Origin of the sequence: Rhizobium gallicum bv. gallicum R602sp (genome assembly GCF_000816845.1) — a bacterium.
In the GTDB taxonomy this organism is placed as follows: domain Bacteria; phylum Pseudomonadota; class Alphaproteobacteria; order Rhizobiales; family Rhizobiaceae; genus Rhizobium; species Rhizobium gallicum.
The window spans coordinates 1,934,997-1,952,840 of record NZ_CP006877.1 but is presented as its reverse complement, the minus strand read 5'-3'; the positions used below and the strand labels follow the sequence as shown (position 1 = coordinate 1,952,840).

Genomic DNA, 17,844 nt, shown 5'->3' with positions numbered 1-17,844 from the left:
CGGCCACGGCGCTTCTGCGCCCGATATTCCGAAAGACAGACAGATGACAGATCTCAACAGCGTCGTCCCGGCGATCGCCAAGGCGTTGGCAAAGCGCGGCTATGCAGCGCTGACCCCCGTTCAGAAAGCCATGCTCGATCCGGCACTTGTCGCTTCGGATGCGCTGGTTTCGGCGCAAACCGGCTCGGGCAAGACCGTCGCCTTCGGCCTTGCGCTCGCGCCGACGCTGCTCGAAGGCGAGGAGCGCTTTGCACCCGCCGCCGAACCGCTGGCGCTTGTGATCGCGCCGACCCGCGAACTTGCCTTACAGGTGAAGCGCGAGCTCGAGTGGCTATACGAGATGACCGGTGCGCTGATTGTCAGCTGCGTCGGCGGTATGGATATCCGCAGCGAGCGCCGTGCACTGGAACGCGGCGCTCATATCGTCGTCGGCACCCCCGGACGTCTTTGCGACCATATCCGCCGCAAAGCTCTCGATATGTCCGCATTAAAGGCCGTCGTGCTCGACGAGGCGGACGAGATGCTCGACCTCGGCTTCCGTGAAGATCTGGAGTTCATCCTTGAAGCGGCACCCGACGACCGCCGGACGCTGATGTTCTCGGCAACTGTTTCCTCCGCCATCGCCAAGCTCGCCAAGAGCTACCAGCGCGACGCCGTGCGTATTTCGACGCAGACCGAAGAGAAGCAGCATGTCGATATCGAATACCGCGCGCTTGCCGCTGCGCCGGCTGACCGCGAAAATGCGATCATCAATGTCCTGCGCTACTATGAGGCGACTAACGCCATTGTCTTCTGTTCGACGCGCGCCGCGGTCAATCATCTGACGGCCCGCTTCAACAACCGCAATTTCGCGGTCGTAGCACTCTCCGGCGAACTGACGCAGAACGAGCGGACGCACGCTCTGCAGGCTATGCGCGACGGCCGCGCCCGCGTCTGCATCGCAACGGATGTTGCCGCCCGCGGGATCGACCTTCCAGGCCTCGACCTCGTCATCCATGCCGACCTGCCGACGAATCCGGAAACGCTGCTGCATCGCAGCGGCCGCACCGGCCGAGCAGGGCGCAAGGGTGTCAGCGCACTGATCGTGCCTCTCAATGCCCGCCGCAAGGCCGAGCGCATTCTCGATGCCGCCGGGATTGCCGCCACCTGGGCTCTTCCGCCGTCGGCCGAAGATGTGATGCGCCGCGACGACGAGCGCCTGCTTGCCGACCCGATCCTCAGCGAGCCGGGGCGCGACGAAGATCAAGCACTGGTCGGCCAGCTCATTGCAAATCACGGCGCAGAGAAGCTTGCCGCGGCCTTCGTGCGCCTCTATCGCTCCAATCAATCGGCGCCGGAAGATCTGATCGAAGTCTCGATCGAGGGCGACCGCAAGCGTCAACGCCGCGATAATGCCTTTGAGCCGCGGGAGCCGAGCCAAAAGGGCCCGCGTGACGACTTTGGTCCGAGCGTCTGGTTCTCGGTTTCCGTCGGCCGCAAGCAGAATGCCGAACCGCGCTGGCTGATCCCGATGCTCTGCCGCAACGGCAATCTGACGAAACGGGAGATCGGTGCGATCAAGATGCAGCCGGAAGAGACCTATGTGGAAATTTCTGCCGATAGCGCCGAAGCTTTTCAGCAAGCGGTCGGGCCGAACAAGACGATGGAGCGCGGCATCCGCGTGACGCGTCTGAACGGTACCCCGGATTTCAGCCGTCCGGTTACTGCAAAGCCTTATGCCGGCAAGAAGACGTTCGGCGAGCGGCGTGACGAGACATCCTATGACGATCGCCCTAAAGGCAATTTCAAAAAGGATTTCAAGGGTAAGACAGCTCCCGTAACCGGCGATCACAGCGAGAAACGCGACCCCAAGCCTTGGGGCAAGGCAGCGGGGAAACCTAAATTCGAAGACAAGGGAGGCTTCGCGCAGAAGGGCAAGTTCGCTAAGAAGAAGCAGGGTTGAGGAGAGACGGACCGACAATTGGCGCCTTCCGTTAATACTCTCCGAGGAGGCAGCCATGACAGAGATCGTGATTTTATCCGTTCCGCTCTTCAGCACCTTGTGCAACGAAGCTTTCAAGTTGCGGCGCTCCGTCTTCATCGGTGAGCAGAATGTGCCTGCCGATGAAGAATTCGATGAGGCCGACTTAAGCGCCCACCATATCGTCGCCATCCAGGCCGGCGAAGTCGCGGGCACGCTTCGGCTCGTCTATCTCGACGATCACGTGAAGATCGGGCGCGTGGCCGTCGGAGCGCAATGGCGCGGCCATGGCATCGCAAGCGCGATGATCCGCTTTGGGATGAAGGCCCATCACACGGCACGCGACAATCGCTTTTACCTGACGGCTCAAAGCGACAAGATCGCGCTCTATGAAAAATTCGGGTTCACTGCGTTCGGCGATGAATTTCTCGACGGGGGCATGCCGCACCTCGCCATGAAGAACTACTGATTCAGCGCGTGCCGGTGGACATGGGGGCGCCGCCAATGACAGGCAAAGACAGCCCGCAATATCTTGCAGCGGCAGATTTCATTCGCAAGAACCTCTGCCTTCGGCCTGTGCCGTCAGTTCCCGAGATAAGGCTCTATACAGCACATTCGGGAAGCGGGCTGGGGCGACTGGCAAGGCTTGGACGCTCGGGTTCCACCGCGCCCTACTGGGCTTATCATTGGGCTGGCGGAGCGGTGCTCGCCCGCCATATCCTCTTCCAGCCCCAGACCGTTAGCGATCGCCATGTCCTCGATCTCGGTTCAGGCTCGGGCCTGGTTGCTATTGCTGCTGCGAATGCAGGTGCTGCCCATGTCACCGCGATTGACATCGATATTCATGCGATTGCCGCGATAGACCTCAACGCTGCTACGAATGGTACCAAGATCGAAACGCTGCAAGCCGATATCCTCGACGCTTCGCCTCCTGCTTGCGATGTCATCCTGGCGGGCGACGTGTTCTACGATGCAAGGCTTGCAAGCCGCGTCCTGCCGTTCCTAGCCCGCTGCCGCGCCGGTGGCATCGACGTCCTGATCGGCGACCCGGGCAGGGCGCCTTTGCCCCGCGAGCGGCTTCGACTGGTGACGACATACGCGGTCGCGGACTTCGGGACGGAGATGGAGAATGTGAGCGGGGTGTATTCGCTTTAGATCAGCGGAGTCGCGACGGATCGCACTTGTGCCATAAGTCAGCTGAGAAGGTCCGGTCGGAGCAGCATCACCGGGCAGGGGGATCCCGCCGGAAGCTGCGGCGCATGGGGCGGGCGGATGATCAGGCAGTCGGCATGGGCGAAGACCTTCATCATCGACGAATCCTGCTTGTCGAACGGCTCCGCCAGCCACTTGCCGGAGGAGGATTTGGCGAGCTTCGCGCGCACATAGTCCTGGCGCTGATCATTGGAGGCAAGGGTGACGGCCGCCTCCACCATGGTGTCGCGCTTGACCGGCGGCAGTGAGGCGAGCTTGCGGACCAGCGGTTCGAGGAACAGCAAGGCGCAGACGAGGCTTGATACCGGATTGCCCGGCAGACCGAGCACGTGCGTGCTTCCGAGGTTGCCGACCATCAGCGGCTTGCCTGGGCGCATGGCGATTTTCCAGAAATCGAGCGTCATGCCCGCCGTAACCAGTGTGGCCTGCACGAGGTCGTGGTCGCCGACGGAGGCGCCGCCGAGCGTTATGATGACATCGGCACCGGCGGCCTGTGCCCTGCGGACCGCTGTCGTGATAGCAACCTTGTCGTCGGGCACGATACCGAGATCGAGCACGTTGCCGCCGGCCTTGTGCACCAACGCCGTGATACCGAACGTATTCGACGCGACGATCTGCGAGGGCCCCAGGTCGCTTCCCGGCGTCAGCAGTTCGTCGCCGGTTGCAAGGACCGCCACAAGCGGCTTGCGCAGCACGTCGATCAAGGCATGGTTCATGGCGGCGGCCACTGTCAGTCGCGTGAAATCCATGACGGTGCCGGCGGCGAGCACCGCCTCGTTTTCATCGAAATCCTGCCCGCGGAGACGGATATGCTGGCCCTGGCGGATGGGATATTTCGTTCGGATGCCTCCATCGATTTTCTCAGCGTCCTCCTGCAGCAGGACGCTGTCGGCGCCGGTGGGAACCGGCGCGCCCGTGAAGATGCGGACTGTTTCGCCCTTGCCCACGGTGCCATCGAAAGCGTGTCCTGCCGCAGATGTGCCGATGAGCTTGAGTTTAGCGCCGGGTTCCGGTGCATCCTCGCGACGCAGCGCGTAGCCGTCCATCGCAGACGCATTGAAGGGCGGCTGCGTCAGCCGCGCCGTCAAGTCGGCCGCGAGCACACGCCGATCCCCGTCCGCAAGCGAAACGGTCTCGACATCGGAAATCGGCTTGGCGTGCCCAAGCAACCTGCCTTGCGCCTCGGCGACCGGAAGGAGGCTCATCGGCCAGCCTCCGGATGGCGGAAGTCGCCGGATTTGCCGCCCGACTTTTCGAGCAGCCGGATGCCGCCGATCTCCATCGCCTTGTCGGCGGCCTTCGCCATGTCGTAGATCGTCAGGCAGGCGACGGACACGGCGGTTAGCGCTTCCATCTCGACGCCTGTCTTGCCGGTGAGCTTGGCGGTCGCGATGATGCGCAGGCCGGGCAGGGCGACATCCTCCTCGATCTCGGCGCTCACCTTCGTGAGCATTAGGGGATGACAGAGCGGGATAAGGCTGGACGTCTGCTTTGCCGCCATGATGCCGGCCAGCCGCGCCGTGCCGATGACGTCGCCCTTCTTCGCGTTTCCTTCACGGATCAGTCGCAGCGTTTGCGCCGTCATCTTTACATGGCCTTCCGCAGTTGCAATGCGAACCGTATCGGCCTTGCCGCCGACATCGACCATGTGGGCCTCACCGGAGGCGGCTATATGGGTAAGTCCTGGCTTCTCGCCGCTCATGTTATTCCGCCGCGATTGCCGCTTCGCCGAAGAGCAGAGCGCGGGTCGCAGCCGCCACGTCATCCTGGCGCATCAGGCTTTCTCCGACGAGGAAGGTGTTGATGCCGGCCGCCCGCAGCCGCTTGCAGTCTGCATGGGTAAAGATGCCGCTCTCGCTGACCAGCAGCCGATCGTCCGGCACCATCGCCGCAAGCTCTTCGCTGACGCTCACGCTGACCTCGAAGGTACGCAGGTTGCGGTTGTTGATGCCGACGAGCGGTGAGGAGAGCTTGAGCGCCCGCTCCATTTCTGCGGCGTCATGCACCTCCACCAGCACGCCCATGTCGAGCGCAAAGGCTTCATCCTGCAGTCGTTCAGCCTCGTCATCGGAAAGCGAGGCCATGATCAGCAGAATGCAATCTGCGCCCCAGGCGCGTGCCTCGTGCACCTGGTAGGTCTCGAACATGAAATCCTTGCGCAGCGCTGGAAGGGCGCAGGCTTCGCGTGCAGCTGTCAGGAACTCCGGCGCGCCTTGAAAGCTTGGCGTGTCGGTCAAGACGGATAGGCACGCGGCACCGCCGGCTTCATAGGCTTTGGCGAGCGCAGGCGGGTCGAAATTCGGGCGGATGAGGCCCTTGGATGGGCTTGCCTTCTTGATCTCGGCGATCAGGCCGTAGTGTCCAGCATCGCGCTTGGCAACGAGAGCCTTGTGGAAACCGCGCGGCGCGGTTCGCCCTGCCTGCATCGCCTTCAGGTCGGCAAGCGAAACCTTCGCCTTGGCGGCGGCGATTTCCTCGCGCTTGTAGGCCTCGATCTTTCTGAGGATATCGGTCATCGGCCAATCCTAATCGATATCGTTCGAAACGGCGATCAGTTTATCGAGGGCTACGGCGGTCGCGCCGCTATCAAGCGATTCGGTGGCGAGCTTCATGCCGCTGGCGATCGTCTCCACCTTGCCCGCAATGACGAGCGAGGCTGCCGCGTTGGCAAGGGCGATATCGCGATAGGCGTTCTTCGCGCCGCTCAGCACTTCGCGAAGTGCAGCAGCATTGGCGACGCCATCGCCGCCCTTGATCGCCGCGAGTGCACAGGGCGAAACGCCGAAATCCGCCGGCGAAAGCTCGAAGGTGCGGATTTTGCCGTTTTCAAGCGCTGCTACACTGGTCTTGCCGGTGGTAGTGATCTCATCGAGGCCCTCGCCATGCACGACCCAGACGCTCTCCGAACCGAGGTCTCGCATGACCTCAGCGATCGGCACGACCCATTGCGGCGCAAAGACGCCGAGCAGCTGGCGGCGCACTCCGGCCGGGTTCGTCAGCGGCCCGAGCAGGTTGAAGATCGTGCGGGTGCCGAGCTCGACCCGGGACGGCCCGACATGGCGCATCGCGGAATGGTGTTGCTGAGCAAACATGAAGCCGACGCCGGCCTCATTGATGCAGCGCGTGATCACTTCAGGCGCAATCTCAAGCTTGACGCCCAGAGCTGCCAGGCTATCGGAAGCTCCAGATTTCGAACTCAATGCCCGGTTACCGTGCTTGGCGACCGGAACACCGGCGCCGGCAACGATCAGCGCCGCCAGCGTCGAGATATTGTAGGTGCCGCTGCCGTCACCGCCGGTGCCGACGATATCGATCGCATCGGCAGGCGCTTCCACCCGCAGCATCTTCGAGCGCATGGTCGTCGCAGCACCAACGATTTCATCGACCGTCTCGCCGCGGACGCGCAGCGCCATCAGGAAACCGCCGATCTGCGAGGGTGTCGCCTGACCGGACATCAGGATTTCGAAGGCCTCGCGGGCTTCGTCGCGGGTCAGCGGTTGGCGGCTCGCAGCCTTGGCCAGAAGCGGCTTCAGATCGGTCATGCGCTACAGCTCCTAGCGAACGGCTGCCTGATCGGCGAGCGTCTGGTTGATCGACGCACCGTAGTGCGTTTGCAGCAGGTTCACCATCTGGTCAAGAATGTCGTCGCCAGCAGCGTTCGCCATGGCAGTGATCTGCGCATCCTGATTGTTCAGCACATCACCCGTCGGCTCCGTGTTGACGCTGGTGACCTTCAGCAGGATCTGCGTGCCGGGATCGCCGCCAACGGCATTTGCAACGGTATCGGCCGGGCCTGTGAAGGCAGCGGCCACGCCGGCGCGGCCGAGAACGGCATCCTCGGTGCCGCGCGTGATTCCGCTCTTGCTTTCGACGGCAATTCCGAGCGGAGCTGCGATGTCGGCAAGCGTCTTGCCCTTCTGCGCTTCCTGCTTCAGCTCTCCGGCCTTCTTGGCAAGTTCGAGCTTCTGCTGTTCGGCGGTCCAATCCTGCACGGCCTTTTCGCGCACTTCGGCCAGCGGGCGGTCGCGCTCCGGCGTGATTTCGCGCACGTCGAACCAGACATAACCGTCATTGCCGAGTGACAGCGCAGGCGCCTGAATACCTGTTTCGGTCTTGAAGGCTTCACCGATCAACTGCGGCTTCGCGGGGATGTCCTTGACCTCGTTGCCGTCCTTGTCCAACCCGCTCGGATCGACGGCGTCGATCACGACGGCCTTCAGCTTCAGCTGTTCGGCAATCTGCTCAAGCGTCTGGCCGGAGCCGCGCAGATCCTCGATGCGATCGTGCACGTTGATTACCTCCTGCGACGCGTTGACGAGCGCCAACTGCTTGCGGATGTCTTCCTTCACCTCGTCGAAGTTCTTGACGCTTTCCGGCTTGATGTTGGAGACGCGGAGGATGACTGGGCCGAAGGAACCGTCGACGACCGGCGTCGTGCCGCCGTCCCTGGCGACTGCGAAAGCGACGTCGGCGATGGCCTGGTCCGGAACCTTGTCCTTGGTGAAATCGCCGAGCAGCACGTCGCTTGCCGTCTTGCCCTGGTCGGTCACGAGCTGGTCGAAGCTGGTGCCGCTCTTGAGCGCCGTTTCGGCAGCCGCCGCCAGATCCTTGCTGCCAAAGGTCAGCTGCTCGATCGTGCGCGTTTCCGGCGTGCGATAGCTGTCCTTACGCTTGTCGAAATCCTCGCGGATCTGATCGTCCGTGACGGTCGAGGCATCCGCAATGTCGGCAGGTTCGAGCTTCAGATAGGCGATCTTGCGATATTGCGGCGCGCGATAGCGGCTCTTGACGCCGTCGAACCACTTCGAAAGCAGATCCTCGGCCGGAGCCTTGATGGGCTCGATGTTCGCGTTCGTCAGCAGCAGGTAGTCGATGTCGCGGCTTTCCTGACGGTAGAGCTTCAGCGCGTCGACGAGCGTCTTTGGAGCGGTGAAGCCGTTCGACACCGCATCGACGATCTGGCTGCGTACAGCGACCTTGCTGCGCTCGCTGATATAGTCCGCCTCACGGATGCCGGCGTTGCGCAAGCGCGAAGTGAAGAGCGTGCGATCAAACTGGCCGTTGACTGCCTTGAAAGCTGGATCGTCAGCGATCAGCTGGGCTAGACGATCTTCGGAAAGGCCGAGATTCATGTCGGCGGCAAGCTGGTCGAGCGAGGCGCCGGCGACGAGCTGGGCGATCACCTGCTGCTCGACGCCGAAGGCCTTGGCCTGCTCGGGCGTCAGACGCATGCCGAACTGCTGGCTGAGGCTTGCGACCTGTCGCTGGTAGGCAAGGCGGAATTCGGTGGCGTCTACCTGCTGGTCACCGACGGTGACGACGGCCGTGCTGCTGCTGCCGGTGAGCAGCGAACTGGAGATGCCCCAAATACCGAATGAAGCGACCAGTAGAAGCATCAGGAGCTTGGCGACCCAGGTCCGGGCGGCTCTTCTCAGGAAATGGAACATCGAAACGCAAACCTCGCATTATATTCCGCCCTTTCACGGGCAAAGCTTTCGACGTTCCTTAGAACAAACGCGTAAGGAAATGAAGCGTCCGCGCGCGAAAACATAGCAGGTGCCGGCGAAGGTCCCGGAAGGCGACCACGTTCAAGAAATGAAGCGGTTCAGGGAACCTTTCGGCCCTCACGTCGTTGAAGCCGCATCCGCAAAAAGAGGAGCAGACAATGGCCGAACTCAAGACCGCCTCCGGACAAACGACGGGCGCACGCGTGAAGGCGGAAATCGCAGCAGACGATCTTTCGGCTCAAGTCACCGCATTGCGCGAAGATTTGGCACGGCTTTCCGAGAGCGTCGTTGCCTTGGGGCAGGGCGCAAAGACCGCCGTTGCCGACGAGGCTTCTGTCATGACCGAGCGTGTGCGCGAGAAAGTACGTGAGGAGCCGATCTTCGCACTCGCCGTAACCGCCGGCATTGCCTACGTCTTCGGCCTGATGAGCCGCCGCTGAAGCGACGCGGCAGCTAAAGTACACAAAAGCCGGGAGCTATAGTCCCGGCTTTTGCGCGATTGAAATCAGCGTCTCACAAGGCGTCCGAGCGCAATAAGAATGCAGGCGCCGACGAAACCGGTGATCAGGTATCCGAGCCAGCCGACGAGCGGTTGGATGTTCAGGACGCCGAGAATGAAATTTGCAACGATCGCGCCGACAATGCCGAGAACAATATTCATGAGCAGCCCCATATTGCTGTGCATGAATTTTTCCGCGAGCCAGCCGGCGATACCGCCGATGATGATCGCCGCAATCCAACCTACGCCTTCGCCTTCCATGGTGATCTCCCTCCTAGAGAAGCAACAAAATGAACGCAAAACCTGCAGAAACTTTCCTTGCCGGATCTGGGTAGCAGCAGTGTTACCGGCATGTGATATGGACAAGCTATCAACAAAACAAACAGGCCGGGGAGGGCAGGAACAGTAAAACCCGGCGGCATTCTAGAACTCTGGTTGCGCTACGCAGCCCTGTGATTCTGGAGGATAGATCATTCGCTTTGTGGGGCAAGCTAAATATTAACAGGCGGTTAACTGCCAAGTTTGAATTAGAAAGGCTGCCTCTGATACGGACCACTGGACAACGTCACCGCGATAAGCGTGGGCTGCGCGCCGCGATCGGCTTCGATCCAGATTTTCTCTGAACACTGATTCTCGGTGTCGTTGCGATTATATATCTGTTCTCCCAGCTTCGGCTCTACAACCAGGGCTATATAGGATTGGAGGGCTTTACGGGCGCCGGAAAAATCCAGCGCCAGTTCCTTGCGACGCTCCAGCAAGGCAAAGAGCTCGACGTCTTTCACATATTCAATGCCTGACGCCTGATTTTCATCCGGCTGTCAGGACGACAGAGAAGCGGTAAGTCCTCGTCGAATACTCGCAGCCGCCGCTTTCGACTCTCACATCGATATTCGGGGTGAGCGCTATGCTCTCCGACCTTCTTGTCGCGCTTGAAGCTGCCATTCTTCAGCACAGATTGCGGATAATCCAGTGTGCGGCCATTGTCCGGCCGGTAGTTGCCGGCGGCCGCAGGCAGTGAAACGAGGAAAATCACCGGCAGAGCGGCAAGCCGGTTGAGCACGAGATATCCGGAAGGCAGCTGAAGCTTGGAAAATACAAGCAGATTGCACGCGGCATGGGCGGAAAAGCAATCAGGCCCTCAAGAAATCCTGTTTCAGGAAAGTTGTCGCTTCCTTGTCCGTTTACCGGAAGGTGAAGCTGCGCCAGTTCGACAGGCGGGCTTTCGCGAGCACGGTTTGTGCCTCTCGCACAATAAAGAAAGCGCCGAAGATCGCTGCGATCGTGATGAAATCCCAAAACATAGGCGCGCTCCGTTGCTGGAAAGAAAGAGCGGGTCGAAGCTTGCGCCCCCGCCGACGCTACGACCCGCTCCAAATCCGAGCGCCCGCCAGGCGCTCTAGGACATACAACCCTTATAGGGCGTCAATGAGTCCGGATATCGTAAGATATAGGGATGCGGGCGGCGCGGCAAAGCAGATCGACGTTCTGCTGTCTGGTCAAACCCAGAGCAGGGACTGCCCGCCAGGGGCGTGCCTTTTGGTTGGACAATACCGATGGTCAAGATGAGTACTATGTGTGCGCCGAAAGCCCTCTGGCTCCGGATGTCGCGGAGATCGGTATTGCGAAAGAGGTTCAGCAATGGTTCGGAAACGTTTGACGACATGGCGACGTTCGTGGTGTCCGTAGCAGGTGGGCCTGGCGGAGAAGCAAGCCATCGTCGCGACCGCTGACGCCTTCATACGCAACCTCCTGAAGCCGGCCCTTTCTGTCGGAGATCGGGTCCAGTGAATGACCTATCCGGTGGATATTCGCGGCGACTGGCGTGGCGGGCAGCCGCGCTGTTCGGTCATGCTGGAGCCGCGAACCGTAGCGGCGCTGATATCGTCGCCTATGGCGGGCGGCGGAAATGTCGCCCCGGAGGCGATTGGCGCGCCTCTGCAGCTGTTCGTCCAATTGGGCGCCATCCCCTGAAACTAAATGGATCCACCAGCGATACGCGGAACCGCACGCCGGAGCCTGTGAGAGCAGGCGGCTAATAATTTAGTTGGCCCTCAGAATACCAGATTCCGCTGCTGCTGCGATGAAAGCTGCCTGAGGATCTATGTCCGGCTTTTTGCCCTCGAGGGCTCGCAGACAGGCCTTCCGAGCTGCCGCATATGCGGGGCCTTTTTGACCGGACCAGGACGTCAACAGAAACTCAACAGCCTCTCTCGTATTTTTTACGGTGCGGAAATGATCGTCGCAGTCGATCAACTCGATGCTGCGTTCCCAGATGTCCGAGCTCATGTAATGCAATCTCCGTTGGCGATCATTTCAACGAATAGCCATGAAGTCTGTTCCGAGAAAAAGTGTACAGGGCGCTTATGACGGCAACGGGGACGCGGCATGATCTCAGTGAGATAGCTAAAACGGGGAATACCCGCCTACCAACGGTGATGACCGCGACGAAGGGCAGCCATGCTCCTTGGGCGGAGTAACGTGGAAATAGCCCATGCCTTCACCGTCTCGCACGTTCAGCGGATGGTGCCGCCGGCTAATGCTTCCGACAATACCAGAGCGTGACCGCACTGTTCTCCTCAAACCATGGTAGCTCCACTCCATGCAGCAGGGGAACTATATCTTAGCCGTCAGCGTTCTACCGGCACACTGAAAATCCTGGAGGATAACATGAAGAAAGTGGTCATCTCTGCCGTATCGCTGTTTCTGTTGCTCGGGGGCGCGGCGGTCGCGCAGACAGCGACGGTCACCGTTCCCGGCGAGGTCAGAACCTATGTTCTTGAGCAGCAATCGCCATCGGTTACGTTTGATGGTGATGTTGCGATCGGTACGGCGCTTCCTGACACGGTCGAGATCCACACGATCCCTGATCAGCCCGATTACGGTTATGTGATCGTCAACGAAAAGCGCGTGCTGGTCAATCCGAAGACCCGCGCGGTGATCGAGGTCGTCGAATAATTTGAAAGCACTGCGGGCCCCCCCGGGCCCGCTATTCCTTCACATCAATCCACTGTCCACGTCAAAGACTAGTCCGCTGTTGAGACATCAATGCAGCGGCTGGCTATTGCGACTTCTGAGGATCGTCCGCCGGGTTGACATACTTGATGGCCCATGGGCCAGTAGTCGTAATTTGGATCACCGTCGGTTCGTCGAAGCGAGCGAAATGCGCCATGCCCGGCGGCAACGCGATGAAACTGCCTGCAGGCAGTGCCTTCGCAGCGCCTGGATCGGCGGTTTCGCCCATCCCGAGATTGATAGCCCCTGATACGACTGTGACCACTTCATGCACGGGATGCGTGTGCGGCGCGATCGCATAGCCCGACGGCACTTTGAGCCGGAGGGCAAACAAACCTTCCTTGGTGGGATCGCCGAACAGAACCGCCGCCTCTGCTCCAGCGGGAAGCACCTTGGGGGCCGGCCCCCACTTGACTTCATCGGGAGTGACCATTGTGTGCCCACCCTCTGCCGCAGCAAAGGAGGCCATCCCGCATAATCCGATCAAGCCGGCTGCGAATATCGATGCAACTCTCATGACAAACCTCCCTGTTTCGCCGGGCCTTTACCTCGGCTGAGCGCAGGGGCAGGCTCGCGGAACGTAGATAGTACGTCCACGGACCACGTCTAAGCAAGCTCTCCTCCAAAGGACTTTTTAAGAATTGCCTGATGAACAGAGGGGATGACAAGAGCTCCTCAGAAGCCGAAAAAGTCTCTCCTTGCCAAAGACGTCGCAAGTGTCCGTACCAGAGCCACAAAACCGCGCGATCCGACCCAGCCGAACCGTTCCCTCGATCCCATGCCGAACCACATCGACCTATGCCGGACGCTTTTCAAGCATCAAGCCGCCGAGGTGCGAGCAGCGGTTTACGAAATCAACTGGGGCGGGCATGATTGGACGCATTGCTTTCGGGCGATCGAGCAGGCCGCCAAGCAGCTCGGCGTGGCGTGGGTTCTCGATGGCGAGGCAGTCGTGCTCGACGAGCAGGGCGGTCCGATTTCAGACTGCTGCAGCAATCGCTCGGCTCCATAGCCTTCGATCTCCTTTATGAGATGGGCGCGATCCGCGTCAGCTCGAACTTCTTCGCGGCGCGATATGCTCAAGGAATGGTCACCGATCGAGAGGGCGAAAAAGGCCGGGCGAAACTCGCAACGACCTTTCTCGATCCATCACAATAGCAACGGTCTTGCAGGCGTAGCCTAGAGCCAGGCTCTACTGCTGCGCCGGAGCCGCAGGAGGAGAAGCGGGCGCCGGGGTTACATTGTTATTAGTCGGCGCAGTCGGCGTTGCCGGTGCTGGAGCAGGCTGCGTGGAGGGCGTCGTCGAAGATGTCGAGATCGGATCGGTGTCGGGCGAGCCGCCCCACTCGAACCATACAACGCCAGCTACCAGAACCACCGCGATAATGGCCACCCATGCGCCCCACGAAGAGCGACTGCGGACCGGAGTAGTGCGTGGGTCTGATCTGCGATCAGGGAATTCCGGGTCGTGAGTCATGGCAGTTTTCTCCATCTGTGATGGAAGAGAAATGAGAGAACTTGTTTTTTGTTCCGAGAACACGTCCTTCGCGAGCGGCGCCGAGGCCGTCGGCAAGCGCTGTTGATGCTGCAATTAGCGGCCCCGGTTTGCCTTCAGCGGCTCAACCGCTGGACGCCGCTCGTTGTCCGACTAGCACTGTTCTACAATTTCTAGCACTTGCTCAAAACGGAAGGACAAATTTAAGTTTCGCGCATCAATGTATATATCGCTTAGCTAATACATAGGGTAAATTAAATGTTTGTTGTGTCGTTATTTGAGGGTGAGGATGAGCGTAACTTCCTTGCGACCGGTCTGACATTCCAAGGCGAGCATGTGTTCATTGATGCTGCCGGGGTAAAGCATCAATTTAGACGTGCCGATATTTTTGAAATCCTTCCGGTCTATGACACCAAAGCGTGCCGTGATTTGCCGACGCGTTGGTGCGGTTGGCCTCAGCCTTGCCAAGTGCTGCCTGAAACGGCAACCCGGCAATAACGCCCTCAGCTTCATCGCCCGCGTTGATTTTATCGACGCCGCCGGGCGTATCTCAGAACAAGCCGCGCCTCGAATATGCGATCTCCGAAACCGTGCGATTTATCGAAGTGCTTGCGTCCGCGTCCGCTGTCTTGGGCGTCGAACATGGTCTTCTCCGGAGTTCTGGTGGACGATCAGGCCGTGCTAGACGCCCGCGTAAACCAGCCGCGTAAAAAAGTCGGGATCGATGACGAAATTGCCCCACTTGGCGTCGAAGGCGGCCGTCGGCTTGGCAGCGACGGCCTCGTCCCGCGAGCGTCCTTGTCGCTTGAGCGCCGCTACGTTCTCGCGGATGGCCACCAGCATGTCGCGGAATTCCTGTAGCTCAGCGCGGTTGCTCACCGGATTCCCATGGCCCGGAATGATGATCGTCTTGTCGGTCGACGCGGCCAGGTTCGCATCCGACGCTCCGATCATTCCGTCGATGCTTCCGCCCGTTGAGTAGTCGATAAACGGATATATTCCATTCCAGTAGGTATCGCCGACATGGATGACGTTTGCCTCGCCGAACATCACCGAGATGTCGCCGTCGGTATGCGCCGGACCATAATATTTCATGGCGAGCGACTGGCCGTTCAGCTTGAGGGAATTCTCCTTGGAGAAGACGTGTTTGGGCACTCCGCTCCGTTCCAGCGGAACGAAGTTGTAATCCCAGTCTTCGACCCGTTGCACCTGCGACAGGTATTTGCGGGTGTTCTCGTGCGCGATGATTTTAGCTCCAACCGCGCCGAGCCAGGCGTTTCCGTCCGCGTGATCGAAATGCCAATGGGTGTTGATGAGATGGGTCACGGGTTCAGGGGAGAGTGCGGAGAGCGCCTCCGTCATCTGGAGACGCGCCACGCTGATCCCAGCATCGACCATGACGAGACCGTCCTTGCCGCCCAAGACCGCGACGTTGCCGCCGGAGCCTTCGAGGATGGTGATGTCGTTTCTTAGCTTGTGGGTGGCGATCACGGACTTGGCGGCGCTGTCCTTGATGAGGCTCACCAGGCCGCGCGCCTCAGCGTAGGCCTCGCGGGGGCTCATCCAGCCCGCTGTGGCGGCGAAACTCGCCACGCCCATGCAGCAAAGGCAAAATCCGCGGCGGGAGAGCATGTGTTCGGACTTCATGACATACCTTTCCGCAGCCGGTCTCTGGCTGTCGAATTTGACTTGAGAAGAATGAAGGCAGGCCCTTCGACCTGCCCGGGAGGTCACGCTTTGATGAAAGCCAGCAGATCCGCATTGATCACGTCGGCGTGGGTCGTGAACATTCCATGCGGGTAGCCGCCGTAGACCTTGAGTTTCCCGTTCTTGAGTAGCTTGATGGAGAGTTCGGCGGAGTCCGCGATCGGCACCACCTGGTCGTCGCTGCCATGCATCACCAGGACCGGAACGTCGATGACCTGGAGGTCTTCGGTGAAATCCGTCTCCGAAAAGACTTTGATGCACTCGTAGTGCGCGTTCGCCCCGCCCATCATCCCCTGACGCCACCAATTGCGGATCGTGCCTTCGGAGATGGCCGCGCCGGGGCGGTTGAAGCCGTAGAACGGGCCGCTCGCGATATCGAGATAGAGCTGCGCCCGGTTGGCCGCCAGAGCCGCGCGGTAACCGTCAAAGACTTCGATGGGAAGTCCGCCGGGGTTCTTCGCCGACTTGACCATCAAGGGCGGAATGGCTGAGATGAGCACCGCTTTGGCGACCCGGCCTTTGCCGTGCCGGGCGACGTATCTGGTCACCTCGCCGCCGCCCGTCGAATGGCCGATATGGATCGCATCCCGGAGGTCGAGCGCCTCGACGAGCGCGGCGACGTCGGCCGCGTAGGTGTTCATGTCGTTGCCGCCCGAAGTTTGGCTGGAGCGGCCGTGGCCCCTTCGGTCGTGGGCGATGACCCGGAAACCCTTGCCGAGGAAGAACAGCATCTGGTTGTCCCAGTCGTCGCTGCTCAGCGGCCACCCGTGGTGGAACACGATCGGCTGCCCGGTTCCCCAGTCCTTGTAGAAAATCTGCGCGCCGTCTTTGGTTTTGATGCTGTTCATGATCTCACTCCCATCTTCAATGGTTGCATCAGTTGAGTTCGACGATGCATCGGCGGCCCAAGCCTCCATAGGCAACGCCGTGGCGAGGGCCGCGGATGCGGTGCCAATCAGGACTTCCCGTCTCGTCGCCGTGGGTATTGGCATGGCTGTGCTCGTATTCATGTCTCTTCACTCTGTCGGGCGGACACGGCTCAACGACCAACCTCCGGAGGTTGGGTTCCGGAGGCGCTCTTTGGTCGCCGTGTGCGAAATTGCGAAGTGGTCAGCCCAAAACTGGCGCTGCCGCGGCCCACTCTTTCCGGGTGGTGGGCGCGCCGTCGATCACTTCGACGATGTCCTTGGATTTCGAAAGCGTCGTCATCAATGACTTTGGCCCCTCGAACGGCCTGCCGCCGATGTGCCAGCCGTCCGTATGAAGTTCCTCGATAAGGACCCAGACCACCTCGCGAAAGGCCTCAGAGCCTTCGAACTTGACGATGACGTCGGTCAGGGCCTTGGCCATCGCGTGTTTCTCTTCCGGCGTGAATACGCCGTCGACCAGTTTGACATTGACGAATGGCATGATGCGTTTCCTTTAGCTAGGGATTGGACATACGCTCTAGTCGCCGACGTCGATGACAATCTTTCCGTTGGCAGTGCGGTTGTCGATTTCGGCATAGGCTTTTGCGATTGTCTCGAAACTGAAGCGGCGCGGATCGAGGAGAGGGGTGATCTTCCCGGCTTCGGCAAGGCGTTTGGCTTCGCGCAGGATCGTTCCATGATGGGCGCGGCCTTCCCCGGTCAAGATCGGCAGGAGCGTGAAGACGCCCGAGTAGCTTGCGGCCCGGAAGGACAAGGGACCGAGCGAGTGAGTGCCCCAACCGAGGCAACTGACGACGTGGCCGAAGCGGCTCACTGCGTTGAACGCGGCGTCGATCCCGGCCCCGCCCACGGTGTCGTAGACGACGTCGAAGCCGCGTCCGCACGTGTGGTCTTTCACGTACTCCTCGACGGTCGTCTGATGACGGTCGATCGCGGTGGCGCAGAGCTCCTCGATCTGACTATGCTTGGCGGCCTTGTCGACGGCGAACACCTCGGCTCCGAAAGCTCGCGCGATCTGGATCGCCACATGGCCGACGCCGCCTGCACCGAGGACGAGCACCTTCTGCCGCGCCTGTACCTGGGCGCGATCCACGAGGCCTTCCCAAGCGGTGATGAAGACCAGCGGTAAAGCGGCAGCTTCCCGCATTGTCAGGTTGGTGGGCTTGAGAGCCAGCAAATCCGCGTCAACGGCAACGAAGGTCGCAAGTGAACCCTGCAGGCCGCCCACACCACCCGTCATGCCGAAAACCTCGTCCTGCGGCCTGAAGGCCGTCACGCCGGGTCCGACGGCCTCGACGACTCCCGCCACGTCGATCCCTAAAATAGCCGGCAGGGGGTGCCGGGCATGTGGTGCTTGGCCACTTTTGATCTTGAGATCGAGAGGATTGACGCTGCTCGCCTTGACGCGGACAAGAACCTCGCCCGCCGCAGGTGTCGGACGGACCATGCTCGTGCGGACAAAGTCCGAGTTTGTTTCGGTCAGGACGAGCGCGTCCATTTCGGTTGCGGTGGTCTCCATCTGC

At 60.7% G+C, this 17,844-nt stretch carries 22 protein-coding genes; 8 read left to right on the top strand and 14 right to left on the bottom strand.

Annotated elements, in window-relative coordinates; all coding sequences use genetic code 11:
* Window positions 1-43: 43 nt before the first annotated feature.
* From RGR602_RS09750 to RGR602_RS09740, 3 genes are read left to right on the top strand one after another with little or no spacing between them, the layout of a single operon-like run.
* Window positions 44-1,942 carry a DEAD/DEAH box helicase gene (locus tag RGR602_RS09750; RefSeq protein WP_039844931.1) on the top strand — a complete coding sequence of 633 codons (1,899 nt, stop codon included), beginning with the start codon at window positions 44-46 and terminating at the stop codon, window positions 1,940-1,942.
* A gap of 55 nt (window positions 1,943-1,997) precedes the next feature.
* The gene (locus RGR602_RS09745) at window positions 1,998-2,429 is read left to right on the top strand and encodes a GNAT family N-acetyltransferase (RefSeq protein WP_039844930.1); all 432 of its coding nucleotides are present in this window, start codon (window positions 1,998-2,000) and stop codon (window positions 2,427-2,429) included.
* Between the two features lie 35 nt (window positions 2,430-2,464).
* Window positions 2,465-3,115 carry a class I SAM-dependent methyltransferase gene (locus RGR602_RS09740; RefSeq protein ID WP_039846762.1) on the top strand — a complete coding sequence of 217 codons (651 nt, stop codon included), beginning with the start codon at window positions 2,465-2,467 and terminating at the stop codon, window positions 3,113-3,115.
* A 38-nt stretch (window positions 3,116-3,153) separates the two neighbouring features.
* Here RGR602_RS09740 and RGR602_RS09735 read toward each other — a convergent pair whose 3' ends face one another.
* Genes RGR602_RS09735 through RGR602_RS09715 form a run of 5 tightly spaced genes read right to left on the bottom strand, consistent with a single transcriptional unit; the run spans window position 3,154 to window position 8,619 of the window.
* A complete protein-coding gene (locus RGR602_RS09735) occupies window positions 3,154-4,377 on the bottom strand; it encodes a molybdopterin molybdotransferase MoeA (RefSeq protein WP_039844929.1) in 1,224 nt (407 codons plus the stop codon).
* Entirely contained in the window at window positions 4,374-4,874 is a 501-nt protein-coding gene (moaC, locus tag RGR602_RS09730; RefSeq protein ID WP_039844928.1) for a cyclic pyranopterin monophosphate synthase MoaC, read from the bottom strand. The genes RGR602_RS09735 and moaC overlap by 4 nt, the downstream gene beginning before the upstream one ends.
* A gap of 1 nt (window position 4,875) precedes the next feature.
* On the bottom strand, window positions 4,876-5,688 hold the full coding sequence (trpC, locus tag RGR602_RS09725) for an indole-3-glycerol phosphate synthase TrpC (protein ID WP_039844927.1): 813 nt from the start codon (window positions 5,686-5,688) through the stop codon (window positions 4,876-4,878).
* 9 nt (window positions 5,689-5,697) lie between these two features.
* The gene (gene trpD / locus RGR602_RS09720; RefSeq protein ID WP_039844926.1) at window positions 5,698-6,714 is read right to left on the bottom strand and encodes an anthranilate phosphoribosyltransferase; all 1,017 of its coding nucleotides are present in this window, start codon (window positions 6,712-6,714) and stop codon (window positions 5,698-5,700) included.
* Between the two features lie 12 nt (window positions 6,715-6,726).
* Complete coding sequence (locus tag RGR602_RS09715; RefSeq protein WP_039844925.1) at window positions 6,727-8,619, bottom strand: peptidylprolyl isomerase; 1,893 nt, start codon at window positions 8,617-8,619, stop codon at window positions 6,727-6,729.
* Window positions 8,620-8,837: 218 nt separating this feature from the next.
* On the opposite strand from RGR602_RS09715, the gene RGR602_RS09710 reads away from it, so the two are divergent.
* Window positions 8,838-9,119 carry a hypothetical protein gene (locus tag RGR602_RS09710; protein WP_039844924.1) on the top strand — a complete coding sequence of 94 codons (282 nt, stop codon included), beginning with the start codon at window positions 8,838-8,840 and terminating at the stop codon, window positions 9,117-9,119.
* A 65-nt stretch (window positions 9,120-9,184) separates the two neighbouring features.
* Here RGR602_RS09710 and RGR602_RS09705 read toward each other — a convergent pair whose 3' ends face one another.
* The 3 genes from RGR602_RS09705 to RGR602_RS09695 form a co-directional block, all read right to left on the bottom strand.
* Window positions 9,185-9,439 (bottom strand): GlsB/YeaQ/YmgE family stress response membrane protein, encoded by a 255-nt coding sequence (locus RGR602_RS09705; RefSeq protein WP_039844923.1) that lies wholly within the window; start codon window positions 9,437-9,439, stop codon window positions 9,185-9,187.
* A 266-nt stretch (window positions 9,440-9,705) separates the two neighbouring features.
* Window positions 9,706-9,960, bottom strand: coding sequence for a hypothetical protein (locus RGR602_RS09700; protein ID WP_039844922.1), 255 nt, complete (start codon window positions 9,958-9,960; stop codon window positions 9,706-9,708).
* Entirely contained in the window at window positions 9,957-10,238 is a 282-nt protein-coding gene (locus tag RGR602_RS09695) for a hypothetical protein (RefSeq protein ID WP_039844921.1), read from the bottom strand. The genes RGR602_RS09700 and RGR602_RS09695 overlap by 4 nt, the downstream gene beginning before the upstream one ends.
* 728 nt (window positions 10,239-10,966) lie before the next feature.
* Here RGR602_RS09695 and RGR602_RS09690 point away from each other — a divergent pair.
* On the top strand, window positions 10,967-11,149 hold the full coding sequence (locus RGR602_RS09690) for a hypothetical protein (RefSeq protein ID WP_039844920.1): 183 nt from the start codon (window positions 10,967-10,969) through the stop codon (window positions 11,147-11,149).
* A gap of 69 nt (window positions 11,150-11,218) precedes the next feature.
* On the opposite strand, the gene RGR602_RS09685 is transcribed toward RGR602_RS09690, so the two are convergent.
* Complete coding sequence (locus tag RGR602_RS09685) at window positions 11,219-11,464, bottom strand: DUF982 domain-containing protein (protein ID WP_039844919.1); 246 nt, start codon at window positions 11,462-11,464, stop codon at window positions 11,219-11,221.
* 381 nt (window positions 11,465-11,845) lie between these two features.
* Between RGR602_RS09685 and RGR602_RS09680 the strand changes: the two genes are divergently transcribed.
* The gene (locus RGR602_RS09680) at window positions 11,846-12,133 is read left to right on the top strand and encodes a DUF1236 domain-containing protein (protein ID WP_039844918.1); all 288 of its coding nucleotides are present in this window, start codon (window positions 11,846-11,848) and stop codon (window positions 12,131-12,133) included.
* 103 nt (window positions 12,134-12,236) lie between these two features.
* Here the strand turns inward: RGR602_RS09680 and RGR602_RS09675 are convergent, their stop codons facing one another.
* Window positions 12,237-12,707, bottom strand: a complete 471-nt coding sequence (locus RGR602_RS09675) for a cupin domain-containing protein (protein WP_039844917.1) — start codon at window positions 12,705-12,707, stop codon at window positions 12,237-12,239.
* Between the two features lie 144 nt (window positions 12,708-12,851).
* Between RGR602_RS09675 and RGR602_RS09670 the strand changes: the two genes are divergently transcribed.
* Both RGR602_RS09670 and RGR602_RS37050 read left to right on the top strand, forming a co-directional pair.
* A complete protein-coding gene (locus RGR602_RS09670; RefSeq protein WP_052451521.1) occupies window positions 12,852-13,202 on the top strand; it encodes a hypothetical protein in 351 nt (116 codons plus the stop codon).
* Between the two features lie 741 nt (window positions 13,203-13,943).
* Window positions 13,944-14,183, top strand: a complete 240-nt coding sequence (locus RGR602_RS37050; RefSeq protein WP_170250717.1) for a hypothetical protein — start codon at window positions 13,944-13,946, stop codon at window positions 14,181-14,183.
* A gap of 183 nt (window positions 14,184-14,366) precedes the next feature.
* Here RGR602_RS37050 and RGR602_RS09660 read toward each other — a convergent pair whose 3' ends face one another.
* From RGR602_RS09660 to RGR602_RS09645, 4 genes are all read right to left on the bottom strand, one after another.
* A complete protein-coding gene (locus tag RGR602_RS09660; RefSeq protein ID WP_039844915.1) occupies window positions 14,367-15,332 on the bottom strand; it encodes an MBL fold metallo-hydrolase in 966 nt (321 codons plus the stop codon).
* Between the two features lie 83 nt (window positions 15,333-15,415).
* Window positions 15,416-16,240, bottom strand: a complete 825-nt coding sequence (locus RGR602_RS09655; RefSeq protein ID WP_039846761.1) for an alpha/beta fold hydrolase — start codon at window positions 16,238-16,240, stop codon at window positions 15,416-15,418.
* Between the two features lie 262 nt (window positions 16,241-16,502).
* Window positions 16,503-16,802 (bottom strand): tautomerase family protein, encoded by a 300-nt coding sequence (locus tag RGR602_RS09650; RefSeq protein WP_039844914.1) that lies wholly within the window; start codon window positions 16,800-16,802, stop codon window positions 16,503-16,505.
* 36 nt (window positions 16,803-16,838) lie between these two features.
* Window positions 16,839-17,819, bottom strand: a complete 981-nt coding sequence (locus tag RGR602_RS09645) for a zinc-dependent alcohol dehydrogenase family protein (protein ID WP_407692052.1) — start codon at window positions 17,817-17,819, stop codon at window positions 16,839-16,841.
* Between the last annotated feature and the right edge of the window lie 25 nt (window positions 17,820-17,844).